Annotated in this window: 18 protein-coding genes; 4 read left to right on the top strand and 14 right to left on the bottom strand. The window is 59.2% G+C overall.

From position 1 onward, the window contains the following. Positions 1–146: 146 nt before the first annotated feature. The 3 genes from QZ517_RS15840 to QZ517_RS15830 all read right to left on the bottom strand — a co-directional run bounded on the left by QZ517_RS15840 (position 147) and on the right by QZ517_RS15830 (position 3,222). Positions 147–1,376 (bottom strand): mandelate racemase/muconate lactonizing enzyme family protein, encoded by a 1,230-nt coding sequence (locus QZ517_RS15840; RefSeq protein ID WP_294228502.1) that lies wholly within the window; start codon positions 1,374–1,376, stop codon positions 147–149. Between the two features lie 122 nt (positions 1,377–1,498). Beyond that, the gene (locus tag QZ517_RS15835; protein ID WP_294228501.1) at positions 1,499–2,098 is read right to left on the bottom strand and encodes an HD domain-containing protein; all 600 of its coding nucleotides are present in this window, start codon (positions 2,096–2,098) and stop codon (positions 1,499–1,501) included. Next, positions 2,095–3,222: a TauD/TfdA family dioxygenase gene (locus tag QZ517_RS15830; RefSeq protein ID WP_294228500.1), complete on the bottom strand. Its 1,128-nt coding sequence runs from the start codon at positions 3,220–3,222 to the stop codon at positions 2,095–2,097. The genes QZ517_RS15835 and QZ517_RS15830 overlap by 4 nt, the downstream gene beginning before the upstream one ends. Positions 3,223–3,342: 120 nt before the next feature. Here QZ517_RS15830 and QZ517_RS15825 point away from each other — a divergent pair, with 120 nt between their 5' ends. Then, positions 3,343–4,221 carry a LysR family transcriptional regulator gene (locus QZ517_RS15825; RefSeq protein WP_294228499.1) on the top strand — a complete coding sequence of 293 codons (879 nt, stop codon included), beginning with the start codon at positions 3,343–3,345 and terminating at the stop codon, positions 4,219–4,221. Here the strand turns inward: QZ517_RS15825 and QZ517_RS15820 are convergent. The 10 genes from QZ517_RS15820 to QZ517_RS15775 form a co-directional block, all read right to left on the bottom strand. Continuing rightward, a complete protein-coding gene (locus QZ517_RS15820; RefSeq protein WP_294228498.1) occupies positions 4,218–4,592 on the bottom strand; it encodes a hypothetical protein in 375 nt (124 codons plus the stop codon). The two genes, QZ517_RS15825 and QZ517_RS15820, sit on opposite strands and share 4 nt — an antisense overlap. Positions 4,593–4,619: 27 nt before the next feature. Continuing rightward, a complete protein-coding gene (locus QZ517_RS15815; RefSeq protein WP_294228497.1) occupies positions 4,620–5,708 on the bottom strand; it encodes a Zn-dependent alcohol dehydrogenase in 1,089 nt (362 codons plus the stop codon). A gap of 96 nt (positions 5,709–5,804) precedes the next feature. Beyond that, positions 5,805–7,007: a TCR/Tet family MFS transporter gene (locus tag QZ517_RS15810; protein WP_294228503.1), complete on the bottom strand. Its 1,203-nt coding sequence runs from the start codon at positions 7,005–7,007 to the stop codon at positions 5,805–5,807. Between the two features lie 167 nt (positions 7,008–7,174). Further along, positions 7,175–7,939, bottom strand: a complete 765-nt coding sequence (locus QZ517_RS15805) for a hypothetical protein (RefSeq protein ID WP_294228496.1) — start codon at positions 7,937–7,939, stop codon at positions 7,175–7,177. A gap of 19 nt (positions 7,940–7,958) precedes the next feature. Then, positions 7,959–8,669, bottom strand: a complete 711-nt coding sequence (locus QZ517_RS15800; RefSeq protein ID WP_294228494.1) for an alpha/beta fold hydrolase — start codon at positions 8,667–8,669, stop codon at positions 7,959–7,961. Continuing rightward, a complete protein-coding gene (gene pcaD, locus QZ517_RS15795; protein WP_294228493.1) occupies positions 8,662–9,450 on the bottom strand; it encodes a 3-oxoadipate enol-lactonase in 789 nt (262 codons plus the stop codon). The genes QZ517_RS15800 and pcaD overlap by 8 nt, the downstream gene beginning before the upstream one ends. Positions 9,451–9,452: 2 nt before the next feature. Then, complete coding sequence (locus tag QZ517_RS15790) at positions 9,453–10,655, bottom strand: endonuclease/exonuclease/phosphatase family protein (protein ID WP_294228492.1); 1,203 nt, start codon at positions 10,653–10,655, stop codon at positions 9,453–9,455. Continuing rightward, on the bottom strand, positions 10,656–11,630 hold the full coding sequence (locus QZ517_RS15785; protein ID WP_294228491.1) for a threonine/serine dehydratase: 975 nt from the start codon (positions 11,628–11,630) through the stop codon (positions 10,656–10,658). Next, positions 11,627–12,472: an alpha/beta hydrolase gene (locus tag QZ517_RS15780; RefSeq protein ID WP_294228490.1), complete on the bottom strand. Its 846-nt coding sequence runs from the start codon at positions 12,470–12,472 to the stop codon at positions 11,627–11,629. Before QZ517_RS15780 ends, QZ517_RS15785 begins: the two co-directional genes overlap by 4 nt. After that, on the bottom strand, positions 12,472–13,158 hold the full coding sequence (locus QZ517_RS15775) for a haloacid dehalogenase type II (protein ID WP_294228489.1): 687 nt from the start codon (positions 13,156–13,158) through the stop codon (positions 12,472–12,474). Before QZ517_RS15775 ends, QZ517_RS15780 begins: the two co-directional genes overlap by 1 nt. Before the next feature lie 141 nt (positions 13,159–13,299). Between QZ517_RS15775 and QZ517_RS15770 the strand changes: the two genes are divergently transcribed. Continuing rightward, a complete protein-coding gene (locus QZ517_RS15770) occupies positions 13,300–13,728 on the top strand; it encodes a peptidylprolyl isomerase (RefSeq protein ID WP_294228488.1) in 429 nt (142 codons plus the stop codon). A 679-nt stretch (positions 13,729–14,407) separates the two neighbouring features. Beyond that, on the top strand, positions 14,408–15,463 hold the full coding sequence (locus tag QZ517_RS15765) for a nitronate monooxygenase (RefSeq protein ID WP_294228487.1): 1,056 nt from the start codon (positions 14,408–14,410) through the stop codon (positions 15,461–15,463). A 47-nt stretch (positions 15,464–15,510) separates the two neighbouring features. On the opposite strand, the gene fabB is transcribed toward QZ517_RS15765, so the two are convergent. Next, a complete protein-coding gene (gene fabB / locus QZ517_RS15760; RefSeq protein WP_294228486.1) occupies positions 15,511–16,740 on the bottom strand; it encodes a beta-ketoacyl-ACP synthase I in 1,230 nt (409 codons plus the stop codon). Between the two features lie 83 nt (positions 16,741–16,823). Between fabB and QZ517_RS15755 the strand changes: the two genes are divergently transcribed. Further along, positions 16,824–17,519 carry a thermonuclease family protein gene (locus QZ517_RS15755; protein ID WP_294228484.1) on the top strand — a complete coding sequence of 232 codons (696 nt, stop codon included), beginning with the start codon at positions 16,824–16,826 and terminating at the stop codon, positions 17,517–17,519. Positions 17,520–17,609: the final 90 nt, after the last annotated feature.

Below are 17,609 nucleotides of genomic sequence, written 5' to 3'. Positions count from 1 at the left end.
GCGTTTTAAGGTAAGCCGCTGCGGTTTCGGCGTTTTTCTCCATCTCGGAGGGTGGCGGTGGCGGGGTTTGGATATTCACGATATTGGACCCAGTTACTCCTGACTGCGCCTCATATAACATCGACTGCCCCGGTTTTCGAGATGTCTTACGATTTTAGGGGGGCGCCACCAGCAAAAGAATTGCCGTTCACGTAGTCACAAGGGGCGTCCTGCATTTGCAGGTGCAGGCCATCTCCGTCAAATTTGTGTTGCCTGGCAAGGGCTTCGTTGACCTCTATGCCGAGGCCTGGGGCTGTTGGTGGGGTGACAAAGCCGTTTTCAATTTTGAGCGAAGAACTGATCAGGGCGTCGTGGTATTCGGTCTCGATGGTTTCGATCATCAGCAGATTGGGAATGGAGGCCGCGAGGTGGATGTTGGCGGCCCACTCGATGGGGCCGGCGTAGAGGTGCGGGGCGATTTGAGCGTTGTAACACTCTGCAATTGCCGCGACTTTTTTCATTTCCCAGATGCCGCCCGCGCGCCCCAAGGCCGGTTGCAGGATTTCGGCGGCACCGGCGCGCAGGACGGTGGCAAATTCGGATTTGGTGGTCATGCGCTCGCCGGTAGCCACTGGAATCCTTACGTTTCTGGCAACGCGCGCCATGTCTTCGATGTTGTCCGGCGGGGTGGGTTCTTCGTACCAGAGCGGGCTGTAGGGCTCCAAAGCTTGACCCAATCGAATGGCACCTGCAGTGGTGAATTGACCATGGGTTCCAAACAGCAAATCCGCTTTGTTTCCAACGGCTTCTCGGATGGCAGCACAGAAGGCGACGGACATGGAGATGTCGCTTATCGCGGGCATGTGGCCGCCGCGCATGGTGTAGGGGCCGGCGGGGTCGAATTTCACTGCCGTATAGCCTTTTTCAACGGCAGCAAGAGCGCTTTCAGCGGCCATTTCCGGCGAGGTCCAGAACTCGGAAAGGTCATGATGATCAAGGGGGTAGAGGTAGGTGTAGGCGCGCAGGCGTTCGTTCATTAAACCGCCCAGAAGCGCATAGACGGGGCGGTCTCGGTCTTTGCCCAAGATGTCCCAGCAGGCAATTTCCAGGCCTGAGAAAGCCCCCATAACCGTTAAATCGGGGCGTTGCGTGAAGCCGGACGAATAGGTGCGGCGAAACATTCGTTCAATGTTTTCAGGGTTTTCGCCCTCAAAATACCGGTCAAACACGTCGCGTATCACCGCTTCCATGGCGTCAGGGCCAATGGAGGAGGCGTAACACTCACCCCAGCCGGTGATGCCGGTATCCGTTTGAAGTTTCACCAGAATCCAGTAGCGCCCGCCCCAACCGGGGGCGGGGGGCGCGGTGACGATGATATCCAGATCGGTGAGCTTCATCGGTGTGTTCCTTACAACAGCGTTCGATGAAGTAAGGGGCCTTTTTGACCGCAAAATCAACGTCGGTATTTTGTCTGTATCACGACTGTTTTGCGGTGGTGCGTATTTGCGCTGTGGGTTTGTTAATCTGAAGACATGTTAAGATGTGCATCCACCACACGCTGCACCATTGGCGCAAAATGCCAATAGTCGGGCGTGACCATATCGGCGCGTTTACCGGCCTCATCCAGATAGCGCACCTGAATGATCTTCTCCAGATTTGGATTGGCTTCAAAAGTGGTGACTTCGTCTGCTGACATTGGGCCGCCTTGTAGTTCCAAGGTGTGCACGGAGGCGGCAGAGAGGCGTTTGAAGTATTCCGGTTTGGTGGCGCAAAGGTAGCGTTTGGCGGCCACATGGTAGAGCACGCAGTCGGTGACTATGGTTGGGAAAAACGGCGCAAGCACTTCGGCGCCGGCGTCTTCGTGGTGGCGGTCTTCGGTGTCGTCGGGATGGTACGTGCCAAACTCGGAGGTGAAGTGGCCAATGTCATGCAGCAGGGCGGAGACAATCACGTCTTCGGGCATGTCGTTTTGCTCAGCAATCGTGGCGCCTTGTAACATATGCTCGGCCATGGTGACCGGCTCGCCGAGGTATTCCTCGCCGCCGCGCCGATCAAAGATGTCGCCCAAGAAGGCGACGATGTTGTCTTGGGCCAATGTTGTGAAATCTGGTTTTGTCATGCGCCTGCCTCCAGCGCGGCCAAAGTGGAGAGCAGCCCGTCTTTGTCAGCGTAGCAGCCTTGCAGCCAACGTTTGCCAGCGCCGGAGTAGCCTTTGCGGGCGTGTAGAACACGGGTGTTGTCGACGATGAACGCTTCACCGGGGGCCAGTTTGAAACGGACCTCCGAGGCTGGATCATCGATGATGTCAGAGAGTTGGCGCATCGCGGCATAGTAGGCGGGCATTTTGTCAAAGGGCACGTCGACCGGTGCGGCGGCGGAACGGGCATTGAAGCGGATATTTTGCATGGTGCCTTCGGGGGTGAGGCCAATCACCGGACGGCGGGAGGTGAGTTTCACACCTGCTTCACCTGCGTATTCGAAACGGGCCGAATAGCTGTGCAAAAGTGCAAAGCCTTCGGGGTTTTGCGCGCGCAGTTTCAGCGCGGCGGCAAAGCCATCGACCACCATGTTGTCGCCACCTTCAGCGGAATTTTCGAGGCAAGAGAGGATTTGCAGGGTTGGCACCGGATCGCGGTAGGGGTTGTCGGTGTGGGCTTGCAGCCCAAGGCCGGTGAAGGCGAGGTTGGTTGGATTGACCTCTGTGCGAACTTCAAAATGGCGGCCGTAGTTGGTCTCGCGCACAAAGCCAAAGAGGTCGACCACTTTGAACAGGGCGCCGGATTCGGTGGGCAAGCCGGAAACTTTGGCAAAGCCATAGCGACGGATGGCGGCGAGCCAGTCACGTTTGGCACCAGAATTGTTGGTGAGGTCAGGGTAGTGGCCGGTGGGCACGTTGTCGTTGAGCGCCTCGCCCCAAGTTTCCGCGTGCTCGGGCAAGTGGCCCGGCGTGTCGTCCTGTGCGCGGTCATAGGCGTTGGAGAGGAGCCACTCGGTAGGGTAGGAAACAGTTTTGTTGTCATTTGCAAAGGTGACTGCGACCGAACCGTCGGAGGCTTCAGCAGTGGCGAGAGCACAGTTGTCAGGCAGGTCGGCCAAGGTGATCAGCCGCTGGCCATTACCGGGATCGCGGGTGTCCGCATCCAGCGCGTTGTGGCGCAGCCAGACGCCATGGAAGCGGTGACTGCCGGACGCGGTTGTGAGGGTGAGAACTTGGTTGTCGGGAGAGAGCTGCACCTGGGTCATAAGATGTCCTTGGGTTGGGCGAGGGCGATTGAAGGAAGCTGAGATGTCTTGTCGACAAACTGGGGATGCGCAGGCATAAATTCAAATTATCCTTTTTCATCCTGAGAGGGAGTTTTGCTAATGGATAAAACTGGGTTTGATCATCTGCCCCTGGAGTGGGTGCGGGCGTTTGAGGCGGCGGCACGGCTGGGCAGCTTTACGGCAGCAGCGCAGGAAACCAGTTTGACGCAATCAGCGATCAGTCAGCGGATTGGACATCTGGAAGCGCGGCTTGGGACGCAGCTGTTTGTGCGCCAAGCGCGGCGGATCATTTTGACGGCGGATGGCGAGGCTTGGCTGCCGCATGTGCAGGTGGCGCTGGTGGGATTGCGCGACAGCACGGAGGCGCTGTTTGGCGTGTCGCGCAATCGGCTCACAATTTCGGCCAGCGGCTCGATCAATGAGCTATGGCTGGTGCCGCGTTTGGGGCAATTGGCGGAGGTCAGTGGGGCGCAGATCACGCTGAGCACAATGGTGGTGGCGTCGGGGGATACCAAAGACGATGCGGCGGTGCGCATTCGCTATGGCAGTGGCGATTGGCCGGTGGCTTATGCGGCGCCTCTGTATGAGGAGCGGTTGAGCCCGGTGGTGGCGCCGAACTTGTTGGCGCAAGGGGAGTGGCAGAGCTTGCCGCGCCTGTCGGTGTCAGGGCCACGCCCAAGTTGGCGGCGGTGGTGTGCGGAGACAGGCACCGCAACAACGCCGGTTTCCCATCTGCGGTTTGACAGTTTTTGCGCAGCTTTGGCGGCGGCGCGGGCCGGGCAGGGTATTTTGATGGCGTCCTTGCCGTTGGTGCAGGCGGAGTTGGACGCCGGGCGGTTGCTGCGGGTGACGGATGAAGTACTCCGTCACCACGAGACCTATTGGCTGCTTGGCGCCAAAGAGCGGCTGTCGCGGCGGCAGTGGCGGCAATTGTCGGGGTGTTTGGTGGATGGATCGGAAGGGCCGGAGCGGGGTTAGGCGTTGCCTTCCGCCTCGGCAAAGACTTCCAGCTCACGCTCGATTTCGCTGATCGCGCCTTGGGTGCTGAAGAAATAGAGGTCAGGGGCGTCGACGTCATCCATGAAGGCTTCGATTTCCATTTGGATTGGTTGATCGTCAATTGCACCAGTGACCCGCCAGCGACGGGTGTCTTCCACGGCCATTCCAGCGAGGTTACGACGGACTTCCTTTGCGATGTCTTCCGGGAAATCCAGGCGCGGATTGTTGGCCAGCTGGGTGAGGAAGAGGGCGACCTCGTCGGACGCGAAGTTCATCGAGGTCTGGGACGTCATAGGTGGGAGGGGCTTGGGCGCTGCTGGCTTGAGCAGGTCTCTCATGAGTTGGAACATTAGGCGCCTCCTGACAGGATTGAGATGTTACCTGTCAAATACAATCACATTGCGTTTGGCGCTACCCGTCTTTGTGTCCGCAATGGCTTCGTTGATTTGATCCAAGGTCCAGCGGCCGGAGATCAGCTCGTCCAGCTTGAGGCGGCCTTGCTTATAGAGGTCGACCATCCAAGGGATGTCACGTTTGATCACCACGTCACCCATTTTGGAGCCTTGCATGCCCTGGCCGATGGCGGCGAGGATGACCGGCTCGTAAGTAGATTTTGCGCCAGAATGCGGCATGCCCACCATGATGACTTTGCCGCCCGGCGCGAGGTAGCGGGGGGCCTCGTCATAGGCGGGGATCGCGCCAACCGTTACAATCACGGCGTCCGCCCCACGGCCCATGGCGCGCATGGCTTTGATGAAGGGTTTTTTGTCGGTGGCGAGCACACCGTCGGTGGCACCAAACTCTTTGGCGATGGCGAGTTTTTCTTCGCTCATGTCCACGGCGACGATGCGGCGGGCGCCAGCGATGCGCGCACCTTGGATGGCGTTGAGGCCAACGCCGCCAGCGCCGATGACAACCACGTCCTGACCCGCGCGGATTTGAGCCGCGTTCACAACTGCGCCAATGCCGGTGATGACGCCGCAGGCAATCAGGCTGGCAGCTTCCATTGGGATGTCTTCGGAGATTTTCACAACTTGGGACTGATCCACCACAACCTTTTCCGCAAACGCGCCGCAGGCCATGGCTTGGTGTAATTTACCGCCGTCGGCGGTGGTCAGCGGACCTTTGTCGCCGTCATAGGGCGTGGAGCAGATCACCGGTTTGCCCTCAGAACAGGTGGGGCAGGTGCCGCAGGCGCGGATCAACGTGACAATCACAGGGTCGCCTTCAGACAGGCCGGTCACGCCGTCACCTACGGAAGTGATGTGGCCGGCGGCTTCATGCCCGTAGACCGCCGGCAGGCTGCCGCCCCAAGCGCCGTCGGCAAAAGAGATGTCTGAGTGGCAGATCGCCACGGCAGACAGGCTGACCTCGATCTCGCCCATTTGCGGCGCGCGTAGGGTGACGCCTTCGACGGTCAAGGGCTGGCCAAATTCATGGCAGACGGCGGCTTTGATGGTGCTCATGAGCGAGGAGTCCCTTGTGTTTGGTGTCACGTCCAGTTTGCGCCAGCTTAGGCACGGGTGGACGGTTCAATCCAGACACAGGGCGTCGTTTTTTGCCTAAGTGGCGCGACGTGACTTTGCAAAAACCACTATTGCAATCACCAGCAGCCCAGCCGCGAGCAAGAATGGCGCGCCGGGCAGGTAGAGTATGGCGTGTTTGTCGGAAAAATAGGCAAAAGTCTGTGTCATCACCAAAGGCGCCGCGATATGGGCCAAGGAGGTGAGCGAGGCGGAGATGCCTTGCAGCTCGCCTTGGGCGTCATCTGAGACACGGCGGGACATGATGCTTTGCAGCGCCGGCAAGCCCACCGAGGAGAGCGCGGCAACGGGAATGCCGATAAACAAGAGGATGCCGTTGGAGATGACTGCGAGATAGATCAGCGCCACAACTTCCAGTCCAAGCCCAATCACAACCGTGCGGCGGTTGCCAAACCATTTGGTGAACGGGCCAATCAGGGTCGCCTGCACAATGGCAAAGCAGAGACCGTAAGCCGTGAGGCTGAGGCCGATCATGGCTTCTTCCCAGCCAAAGCGCTCGATGATGAAGTAGGGCCAAATTGCCGGATAAACCGCCGCTGCGATTTGGTAAAAGAAGAAAACAATCAGCAAGTTGGTCATCGACGGCAATTTGCCAAGCGCTTGCAACGCGCCCAGCGGATTGGAGCGACGCCATTCAAACGCGCGGCGGTTGGCGTCGGTCACGGTTTCTTTGAGCACCATCCAACCAAGGATCGCATTTCCCCCGGCCAAAACAGCAGCAGCCCAGAACGGCGCACGGGTGCCGTATTGGCCCATAAACCCGCCCATCGCCGGGCCAAAGACAAAGCCCACGCCCATGGCAGCGCCAATCATGCCAAAGGCGCGGGCCTTTTCCTTAGCGTCAGACATATCGGCCATATACGCCATGGCGGTGGCGTAGGTGGCGGCGGTGATCCCCGCCACGATGCGGCCAATCACCAAAATCCAGATGTTATCGGCCAAGGCCATGATCACATAATCGGCTGACATAACTGCCAAAGACACCAGCAGTACGGGACGGCGGCCAAAGCGGTCTGATAGGTTGCCCAGAAGTGGACCGCAGAGGAACTGCATGAAGGCAAAGACGGTTGCAAGTATGCCGCCCCAAACCGCCGCTGCGCCCAGATCGCCGCCAGCCACCTCCTGAATGAGGTCGGGCATCACCGGGATGATCAGGCCAATGCCCATGGCATCAATCATCACCGTGGCCAGAATGACAAATATTGGCAGGCGGTTGCGCATCATAATGACTTTAACTCTATGGTTGTATTTGGGCAGGAAAACGGAAGTTGGTCAACTGATTACTTGGGCGCTTACGCAAATTGCGCACGCTGCAATAGGCAGCGCGTCGGGTGCAAACTGGCGTGGCCTCAGAAGGGCTGCAAGCTTTCCGTCACGGCAGAATGTGCTCAGGTCGCGGAGGCCGTGAGCAACAGGGACAGACTACTAAGCGCAATTTGCGGCAGGTAGAGCGGCTCACTGGCTGAGTCTGTGGTTTCCTGAAACAGCGTGTTGAGCCCAAGAAGCTGTGCGCTGAGTGCGGAATTGGCCTGGGAGGCATTCACGGTTTTTGTTGCTGTGTCTCCGGCCAATGTGAGCCAGTTTGCGATGGTACGGATCGGCGCGCGCGGATCTTGCGGTGTGCCGAGTTTCAGAGCCTCGGCGAGCTCAGCGCCAATTTCCGGCACATCTACAAAGGCGACGTGCAGACATGATTTTTTGATCATCGGCAGGTCGGTCAGTAGTGTTTTTGTGTCTGTGGTTTCCGGCAGCGATTTTAGCAAGGCTTCCGCTTGGACAAGCAATTGGCGCAAGCGCAGCATCAACGCGGTATCGGCCACGTCCTGAGGATCGGTGTTGTGCATCAGATGCTGGCTGTGGGGGGGGGCTTCCATGGCCTTTTCAAACGCGGCCACCAAACCTGGGATATATGTGCCGTCTTGTGCCAAGTTGTTTGCCAATCCGGCCGGGTCGATCTGCACTTCCATCGCGCTTCGGTGGATGAAGTAAGCACTGTCCTGTGGAATGTCGCCACGCGCGCCCTGCGCCTCAGCCAATGTGCCAAGCACCAGCAGCACTGCGCGAACTTCGGCGCTGTGGGTGAACAGGCGGCCTGCTTCGCCCACCGGGTAAAGTTTCGTGAACATCGGGCTGTCAAAAACGGAGGCGGTCATGGGCGCGGTCTTTCTATCGTCAGTCTTTCAGGATGCGATCAATCAGGGCAGCGAGGCCGGTGGGATCGGCAAAAAAGGGAGAATGGCTTGTGGGCATCTCATAAACGTCCGCGGTTGGCCAGTCTTCTGTCATGGTGACCTGAAACTCCGGTGGGATGGTTTGATCATCCAGGCAGCGGATGTAGCTGCGCGGGGCTTGCTGGTGGCCGTCGGAGAGTGTGATTTTTGTTTCTTGGGCGGCGATGGATTGCGGCGAGAGGTTTGCGAGCGCGAAGTCGGCGGTACCCTCGGGGCAGTCATGGTAGAAGGCGTCGCGAACCTGCGCGGGGTCAATTGTGTAGCTGACGCCGTCCTCGGATTTCAGGACCGCTTTCATCAATGGTTGGCGTGGGGCAGCGCGGCGCATGTCGGCAAGAGAGTAACCGTCCCAAGGTACATAGGCGCAAAGGTGGATCAGGCGGGCGATGCGGCCGGGGGCAAGATCGGCGGCGCGGGTGATCGGGAAGCCGCCCCAGCTGTGTCCCAAGACGACGGTGTCTGTGCCAAGGGCGTCGATGATGGATTGGGCGCAGCTGTCCAGGGTGACGTCAACCACTGGGGTTGTGTCGGCGCCATGTGACGGCATATCGATGGCGCGGGCGGTGTGGCCCAAGGCTTCTAGCGCGGGGATGAGATCGCGATAGCACCACGCGCCATGGCAGGAACCGTGCACAAGCAGAATGTCAGACATGGCCGGTTTCTTTCATGAAGTCCGTGAGGAGCGCGGCGTAGGTTTCCGGGTTTTCCACGCAGGGCAGATGGCCGGTGCGGCGCAGCAGTTCCATACGCGCGCCGGGGATCAGCTCGACAGTCTCGCGCACCAGATCGGGGGGCGTGGCGCCGTCTTCCGAGCCAGCTATGCCAAGCGTCGGCAGGCGCAGGCCGGAGGTGGGTGTGTAAAAGTCGGTGCCTTGGATGGCGGCACAACAGCCTGCGTAGCCCTCGGCGGGCGTGCTTTCCAGCATGGCTTTCCAATGGGACAGCTCCGGGCGGGTTTGGAAATCCCGTGAGAACCAGCGCATCATGATGTCGTCTGACATGGCGGGCAGGCCTCTGGTGCGCAGGGCGTCGATACGTTCTTCCCACATCTTGGGCGAGCCGATTTTCGCGGCGGTGTTGGACAACACTATGGCGCGCACCAGATCGAGGCGTTTGACCGCGAGGCCTTGGGTGACCATGCCACCAATTGAGAGGCCGACCACCAAGGCGTCTTTGACGTTAAAATGCTCCAGCAGCGCTTCGGCGTCTTTAACCAATGTGCCCATCGAATAGGGGGCGGGCGGCACCTCCGTTTCGCCATGGCCGCGCATGTCATAGCGGATGATGCGCAGCCCGTCGGGCAGGTGCGGCAGGATGGGATCCCAGAGATGCAGCGTGGTGCCCAGCGAGTTGATAAACAACACCGGTGCGCCGTTGGGGTCACCTTCGTCGCGGTAGTGGGTTTCGATCTGGTTGAGTGTGGCAGTTGGCATGGTCAGTCTTGTTCGTCTGTTTTGAGGCGCATGTGGGCCATGATTTGCCCGTGGTCAGACGCGAGTTTGTTGTAGGGCGCCTCAGAATGGCTGCCATCGGTGAGATGGTCGTTGAGCACGCTGAAGTATTCCATGTCGCCCAAGCGGTCCGGGTTGTCCGGGTGGAAGTGTTGGCTGAGATAGATTTGATCGATGCTTTCGTAAACCCCTCCAAACGCCGTGGTGTAGACCATGTCGCGTAGGGACTTGCGGGTGAAAAGCGCCTCGGCGGAGGTCAGGCGGACGGAGGTGACGGCCTCTTGGATGGCTGTGTTCTCATCCCGTTTGTACCGATCGTTGGCGTGTTTGGCGTCGTGGCGCAGCATCCAGCTGTAGTTGCGGAAGGGCACCTCGCCGGAGATGATTTCGGAGCTGACCGCGTGTTCGCCGTCGTTGAAATCGCCCAGCACCATGACCGGGCGGCCTTGATTGAGTTCTTCGACAATGGCGCGGCGCAGCACCCAGGCTTCGGCCATGCGGCGCAGGGCGGCGCGCATGGCGCCCATGGCGCGGCCAAGTGGGTCGTAATTGGTGAGATCGGATTCTGATGATTTGCCATCAGCATCGCGGGGGAATTCGCCCAGTTTGGATTTGAGGTGGCAGTTGAAGACAGTGATGATTTGGTCGCCAACCGGGATACGGGCTTTGAGGATTGGACGGGAGGTGCGGCGCAGCACAAAGGCGCCGGACTCGTCGCCATCCAGACCTTGGAAGGGGATTTCGACGGGTGTTTCGAGGTCTTGGATGATTTCGGGGGGCTCGGCAAAACCGTAGCGCGAGAGGATGGCCACGCCGGGGCGACGGTGGCCTGGCTCGCCGGTGTCATTCACGTTGGGGGCAACAAACAAGCCGCCGTCGCCATAGGGCGTGTAGCCCAGTTTGCGGAAGATCGCCTTGCGGTGGTAGCGCTTGGACTTGTCGGGGATGACGGCCGCGTTGGACTCTTCGCCAATACGGTCAGCCTCTGCGATCACGGCACGCAGGGAGGGTTCGTCAAAGATCTCCTGAAAGCCCACGATGTCGGCGTCCATAGAGAAAAGTTGACTGGCGGTCCAATCCTCTTTCCAGGCGTGTTCCTCAGGCGTGTAGGATTGGTAGGTGTAGTACTCCTGATCCGGGCCAATCAGGTTTTTCACGTTGAAGGATGCGATGGTGAAGTTGGTCATTTACGGGAACCTTTTAAGAGCATCGGCAAAAACATCGGCATCGACGTTGCCACCAGTGCAGACGGCAACCACGGCGTTGCCTTCGATTTTGTCGCCGTGAAACAGCGCGGCGGCCAGAGCACAGGCGCCGCCGGGCTCAGCGACGATTTTCAGGCGTTTGAAGGCGAGGGACATGGCCTGCAGCACCTCGTCTTCACTCACAACAAAGCCGGGACCAACCAAGCGTTGCAGGATCGGGAAAGTGAGGTCGCCGGGTTGGGGCGTGATGATGGCGTCGCAGATCGAGCCGGTTTCTGTGGCGTTGCGCTGGATGCTGCCGGTTTCCAAAGAGCGCGCGGTGTCGTCAAAACCTTCGGGCTCGGCAGGACGCGCGCGCATGTTGGGCGCCTCGGCCTCCAGCGCAAGCGCGATGCCGGAGGTCAGGCCGCCGCCGCCGCAACAGGCGATCACGTCACCGGACGTTACACCCATCTTTGCGGCTTGGGTTGCGATTTCAAGACCAACCGTGCCTTGGCCGGCGATCACCTGTGGCTCGTCATAAGGGCGGACAAGGGTCAAATCCCGATCTTTGGCTATTTTGTCCCCTATGGCGTCGCGGCTTTCGCCGCCAGCGCGGTCATAGAGCACCACTTCGGCGCCGAGGGCGCGGGTGTTGTCGATTTTTAGCTTGGGTGCGTTTTGCGGCATGATGATCACCGAAGGCGCGCCATGCGCGGAGGCCGCAGCGGCGACGCCTTGTGCGTGGTTGCCGGAGGAGAAGGCGATCACACCGCGTTTGCGGGTGGTTTCGTCCATGGCGGAGACCGCTGACCAGCCGCCCCGGAATTTGAAAGAGCCGGTGTGTTGCAGGTTTTCCGCCTTCACTAGGACGCGGCGCCCGGCGATTTCATCCAAGAATGGTGAGGTGAGCATCGGTGTGACGCGGGCGTGGCCTTGGATGCGTTGCGCGGCGGCGCGGATCATGTCGATGTTCATGCGGGCTCTCCGGTGGGCAGTTGGGCGATCCATTGGTGCAGGACGTGCAGGCTTTCTGGTTCATCGAGGAATGGCACGTGGGCGCGGTCTTTGACTTCGGCGGCAAGCATGGGCGCACGGGACTGCATCTCGGTGTAAGTCTCTTGGCTGAGAATGTCGGAGTTTTCGCCGCGCAGCACGGCAAGTGGACGACCTTTGAGCTTGTTGAATTGGGGCCACATGTCGCCTGCAGGGGCTTTGGGATCAAACTCGGCCAACACCGCGTTGCGCAGCTTGGGGTCGTAGTTGATTTCCAACCCTGTGTTGGTTTTGACAAAGTGATGCACGGCCTCCTCAGCCCATCGGCTGTCGGGGACGTTGTGAAAACCGGGAAGGCGGGTGGCGAGGGCCTCAGCGGCGTCAGCAAGGGTGCTCCAGATTGGGTTGCGGCCGATAAAGACAAGAATGACTTCAAGCCCAACGGTTTCGATCACCGGCCCAACGTCGTTGAAACAGACCCCGGTGATGCGGTCGGGGGCCATGTCCATCAGGGTGAGGGCAATGAGGCCGCCACGCGAGGTGCCAAGGATTGCTGCTTTCTCAAGGCCCAAGTGGTCCAATAGCTCCAGCGCGTCTTGAGCCTCTCGGGGGAGGCTATATGTGCTGAAGTCTTCGGCCCAGTCTGATTGGCCGCGTCCACGATAGTCCATGCGGATCACGCGGGCGTCTTTGAGGTGGGGGCGCACGTAGTCAAAATCGGTGGCGTTGCGGGTCAAGCCGGAGAGGCAGAGCACAACCGGGCCGGAGCCGCCGGTGTCATCATAGTACAGCGACAGGCCGTCAGAGGTGGTGAAATGGGGCATTAAGAACTCGCTAAGTCGGGAATACTGGTGAGGTCCGTGAGGATATGCTGCGGTGTCCATGGAAGGCGATCGACAGGCTCGCCCGCACGGTTCACCCACGCGGTTGTGAAACCGTAGCCGGTGGCACAGCCTGCGTCCCACCCGTTGGAGGACACAAAGAGCACTTCGCTTTTAGCGCAGTCAAAGCGTTTTCCAACCAGATCGTAAACCACAGCGGCGGGCTTGAAAATTTGCACGTCTTCGACACTGAGCACGTCGTCAAGGACGTCTTGAACACCTGCGGAGGCAACTGCGCCGTTGAGCATGTCCGGAGAGCCGTTTGACAGGATGCCGGTGTTCATACCTGCGGCCTTCAGCTTGGCCAGCATGGCCGGGACTTCGGGGTAGGCGGAAAGCTCCCAGTAGAGTGCCAGGAGGCGTTCGCGCAGCTCTGCGTCGCCGTCGAGACCAGAGGCTTCCAGGGCCCAATCGAGGCCGTTTTGGGTGACCTCCCAGAAATCGGAATGGGCATCGGCGACAGCGCGCAGCCAGGTGTATTGTAGCTGTTTCAGACGCCAGTCATTTGCAACTTGTTGCCAGTGCTGCGCAAAAGCCTCGCGACCCGGCTCTGCGGCGGCTTCGCGGGCAGCAGCCGCCACGTCAAAAAGGGTGCCGTACGCGTCAAAAATGCAGGTGGTGATGGCCATGGTTTCCTCCCGTTTCGCGGGCAGAGTGGCAGGTTTGAAGCGAAGCGAAAAGGCCTGTTTTACAAATAGACGTGAGGCCTATAGGGTGCGCCGATCAAGCCGGCTGGAAGGGTCGGGGCAAGCTGAAAAATGAGACATTTTATGACCGCAGCAAAATCGGGCGATACCGTCCGCATCCACTACACCGGCACCTTGAATGACGGCACCACTTTTGACAGCTCCGAAGGCCGTGACCCGCTGGAGTTTACGCTTGGCTCGGGTCAGGTGATCCCAGGGTTTGACACCGCAGTGGACGGCATGGCTGTGGGTGACAAGAAAGTGGCGGAAATCCCGGCGGATCAGGCTTATGGCCCCCGTCACGAAGAGGCCATTCAGGAAGTGCCGCGTGAGCAGATTCCTGCGGAAATCCCGCTCGAAATTGGCCTGCAGCTGCAGATGCAATCCCCTACCGGTCAGGTTATGCCCGTGACGGTTGTCGAGATTTCCGATGAGATTGTGAAACTGGACGCAAACCACATGTTGGCAGGTAAAGACCTGACCTTTGCGATTGAGCTGGTCTCGATCAACTGATCGCAACGTTGGTTTGAAGATTGAGAAGCCCGTCTTTTAGGCGGGCTTTTTTGCGGGCAGGGCTAGTGTCCCAGCGTTTGCGTATGAGTGACAAAGCCGTGGCGCATGCAATACGCTGTATCGTTTGTGAAGGACGCCTCTCCGCCCAGCCGTCTTTCGCAATACCGGCTGAACTGAAATTCGTGCAAAATGGATTTTGGGCGGAAGTTGCGAGGGCTCTCTGCGCCGTCGGTTATTGTGCTTTGCAAGGCAACAAAGACAACGACCAAGCTTACGATCACCAAATAGGGTTCTGCCCGTTGCAACCACGGTCTGCCAGTAAAAGCGTTGGCGGTTAAAATCACCAAGAGCGCCACGCCGGAGGCAGCCAGAATGATCGCGGGGATGGGCATTGGTAAAAGGGTCCACACTGATGAAAACGAGAAAACTTGAGGGGTCTATACTGTGGCCCTTGCGCAATCTCCAAAGCCTTTAGCTGCGCCAAAATTGCCTGTGAGCTATGCGTTCTGGGAATGGCTCGGGTAAAAGGTTGATTTTAGGTGCGGAATTGGTGAGGAAAAGTTACCAATATGATTGTCTTGGAAATTTTGTAGGAGTTATGTGCTCATTTTGTTCCCGTAGTTTGACGGGCTTTTCTTTTTGCGGGGCTGCGCTAGCGTGAGGGCAAGGAGGAAATTCCATGGAGTTGACTGCAGTGTTGGGATTGAAATGGCCGCTGTTGCAGGCGCCGATGGCGGGGGTGTCGACACCGGAAATGGCGGCGGCGGTCAGCAATGCCGGCGGGCTGGGCGCGCTGGGTCTTGGCGCGGCAGGCGTGGATGGTGCGCAGGAGATGTTGCGCGCAGCACAGGCGCTGACGGACCGACGGATAAATGCCAATGTGTTTTGCCACGCACCGGCGCTGCGGGATGCGGACGTGGAGGCGGATTGGCTGGCTGCACTGGCGCCGACGTTTGCGCGATTTGGCGCAAAACCACCGGAAGCGTTGCATGAGATTTACCGCAGTTTTGTCGTGGATCGAGCGATGTGTGACATGCTGATTGAGGAAGCGCCGGGAGTGGTGAGCCTGCATTTTGGATTGCCGGACACAGCGTGGATTGCCGAGCTGCAGGCGGCAGGCAATCTGGTGTTTGCCAGCGCCACCACGGTGGACGAGGCGCAGGCCTGCGTTGCGGCTGGTGTAGATGCCATCGTGGCACAGGGCATTGAGGCCGGCGGCCATCGCGGGGTGTTTGACCCGGATGTGGAAGATGAGGCGCTGTCAACTTTGGTGCTGGTGGAACGGTTGGTTGCGGCGTGTGAAGTGCCGGTGATTGCCGCTGGTGGATTGATGGATGGGGGTGATGTGGCGCGGGCTTTGGCGCGGGGCGCTGCGGCGGCGCAGCTGGGCACAGCGTTTTTGGATTGCACGGAAACGGCGGCGGATGACGCCTTTCGGGCTGCATTGCGAGATCCGGAGCAAGGGCCGCCAGTTTTGACCACCTCCATATCCGGACGGGCGGCACGCTGTATGCGCAATGATTTCATAACGTTGAGTCAAAGCCTGCATGCCAAAGTGCCGGATTATCCAGTGACCTATGACGCAGGCAAGGCGCTCAACGCGGCAGCAAAGGCAGCTGGCGAGGGTGGTTTTGGTGCACAGTGGGCTGGCACTGGCGTGGCGCGGGTGCGCTCTGGTGGGGCTGCCGAGATATTGGAAGCCATTGGCGCGGAGCTAGACGCAGCGCGGACTTAGTCCCAGAAATGCGAAATGCCCCACGCGGGGGCATTTCTGAAAGCTTGTTAGCCCTTGTACTTGGACAGTAGCATCGAGCCGTTGGTGCCGCCAAAACCGAAGCTGTTGGTCATCACCGTGTCCAGGCCGGCGTTTTCGACCAAATCCGTGGCCACTTCACCTGGGTTGATCGCTGGGTCCAAGGTCTCGACGTTGATCGACGGTGTGATGAAGTCCCCGTCCAGCATCAGCAGGCAGAAGATCGCTTCCAAAGCACCTGCGGCACCTTGGGCGTGGCCGGTCATGGATTTGGTGGAGGAGATTGGCGGTGTGGTGCCTTCGCCAAAGACGCGGCGCACAGCTTCAACTTCGCCAACATCCCCAACAGGTGTGGAGGTGCCGTGGGCGTTGATGTAGCTGACCTTGCGGTCTTCTGGCAGTGTGGCCGTGGCCAGACGCATGGCACGCTCGCCGCCTTCACCAGATGGCGCGACCATGTCGTGGCCATCAGATGTTGCGGCAAAGCCGGTGACTTCGGCGTAGATTTTCGCACCGCGGGCCAGCGCGTGCTCGAGGTCTTCCAGAACCACAATGCCGCCGCCGCCGGAAATCACAAAGCCGTCACGGCTTTCATCAAACGCGCGGGAGGCTTTTTCCGGGGTGTCGTTAAATTTGCTGCTCATCGCGCCCATGGCATCAAACAGACACGAGAGGGTCCAGTCGAGCTCTTCGCCACCACCCGCAAACATTACGTCCTGCTTGCCCATCATGATCTGTTCGGCAGCGTTGCCGATGCAGTGCAGGGAGGTCGAGCAGGCCGAGGTGATCGAGTAGTTGATGCCTTTGATTTTAAAGGCAGTCGCCAGGTTGGCGGAGATGGTCGAGCTCATGCATTTTGGCACGGCAAATGGCCCGATGCGCTTGGTGGCGCCGGTTTTGGCAACTGTTTGGTGCGCGACCAGCATGGCCGAGGTGGACGGACCACCGGAGCCGGCCACAAGGCCGGTGCGCTCGTTTGCAACTTGATCGTCAGGCAGGCCTGCATCGGCAATCGCCTGCTGCATGGCGATATGGGCGTAAGCCGCGCCGGGACCCATGAAGCGCAGGGTGCGTTTGTCGACCTGCTCCTTGATGTCAATGTCGATGTGACCGGCGATCTGGCTGCGGAAGCCGTGCTCGGTCATTTCAGAGCTGGCGGAAATGCCGGATTTGCCCGCTTTCAGTGAGGCGGTGACTTCTTCGGCATTGTTGCCAATTGAGGATACGATACCCAGTCCGGTAACGACGACGCGACGCATGTGCGCTCTCCCTTAGTTTGTTGTGCACTATGTAGGGGATGAAGGGGGGGCGGCGCAAGGTGGGTTGGGTGGGAGCATAGTGTTTGAAGCCGCCTTTCGCTTTGATGAACGGTAACTATATGGTTTCTAAGGCTGAGTACGGTTTTGAGGAGTTTGATTTGGAAATATTGATTTTTCTGGCACTGACGTTGGTAGTGGTGATCGCGTACCGTGTGTGGCGCACGCGCCCAAATTCTCAAGTATATCGAAGGCCAAAGACGGTTTCAGATTTGCAGGCTCGTTCTTTGAGGTCAGAATATCGCGGGCGGGCTTCCAGCGAAAAGCCTGCGACCGGGTCTTCGACGGCCGAAAGCCAAACAAGACTGATAAGTGGTCGGGCCTATGTTGTCGATGGTGACACTTTGACGATCTCAAAGACGCAAGTGCGCCTATTCGGTGTCGATGCACCAGAAATGAACCACCCGTATGGACAAAAGGCTAAGTGGGCCATGGTGGCGCTGTGTAAAGGAAAAACTGTATATGCAGAGATAACAGGCGACGATGAATACGGCCGAACGGTTGCGAAGTGCACTCTGGAGGATGGACGAGATTTGTCAGCAGAACTGGTCAAGCAAGGATTGGCGCTAGACTGGCCAAAATTCTCTGAAGGGGCCTACACAAGTTTGGAACCGGACGGCGTTCGGAAAAAACTATGGCTGGCTGATGCCCGTCAAAAAGGGCGGTTGCATGTTTGGGAGGCCTATGAAGCGCGCCAAGCGGAGCGTCGGAAGCAATCGTAGGCGTATGTCTAGAAGCCCGTTTGATTATCGATCACCGCGCACGAACCGAGGGGCTAGGAAGCGAAGCGCCCGCCCCGTGGGGGCGGTTCG

This window comes from uncultured Shimia sp. (assembly GCF_913054185.1).
Taxonomy (GTDB): Bacteria; Pseudomonadota; Alphaproteobacteria; order Rhodobacterales; family Rhodobacteraceae; genus Shimia.
Note: the sequence above shows the minus strand (reverse complement) of the source record. Positions and strands in the feature narration are given on the sequence as shown.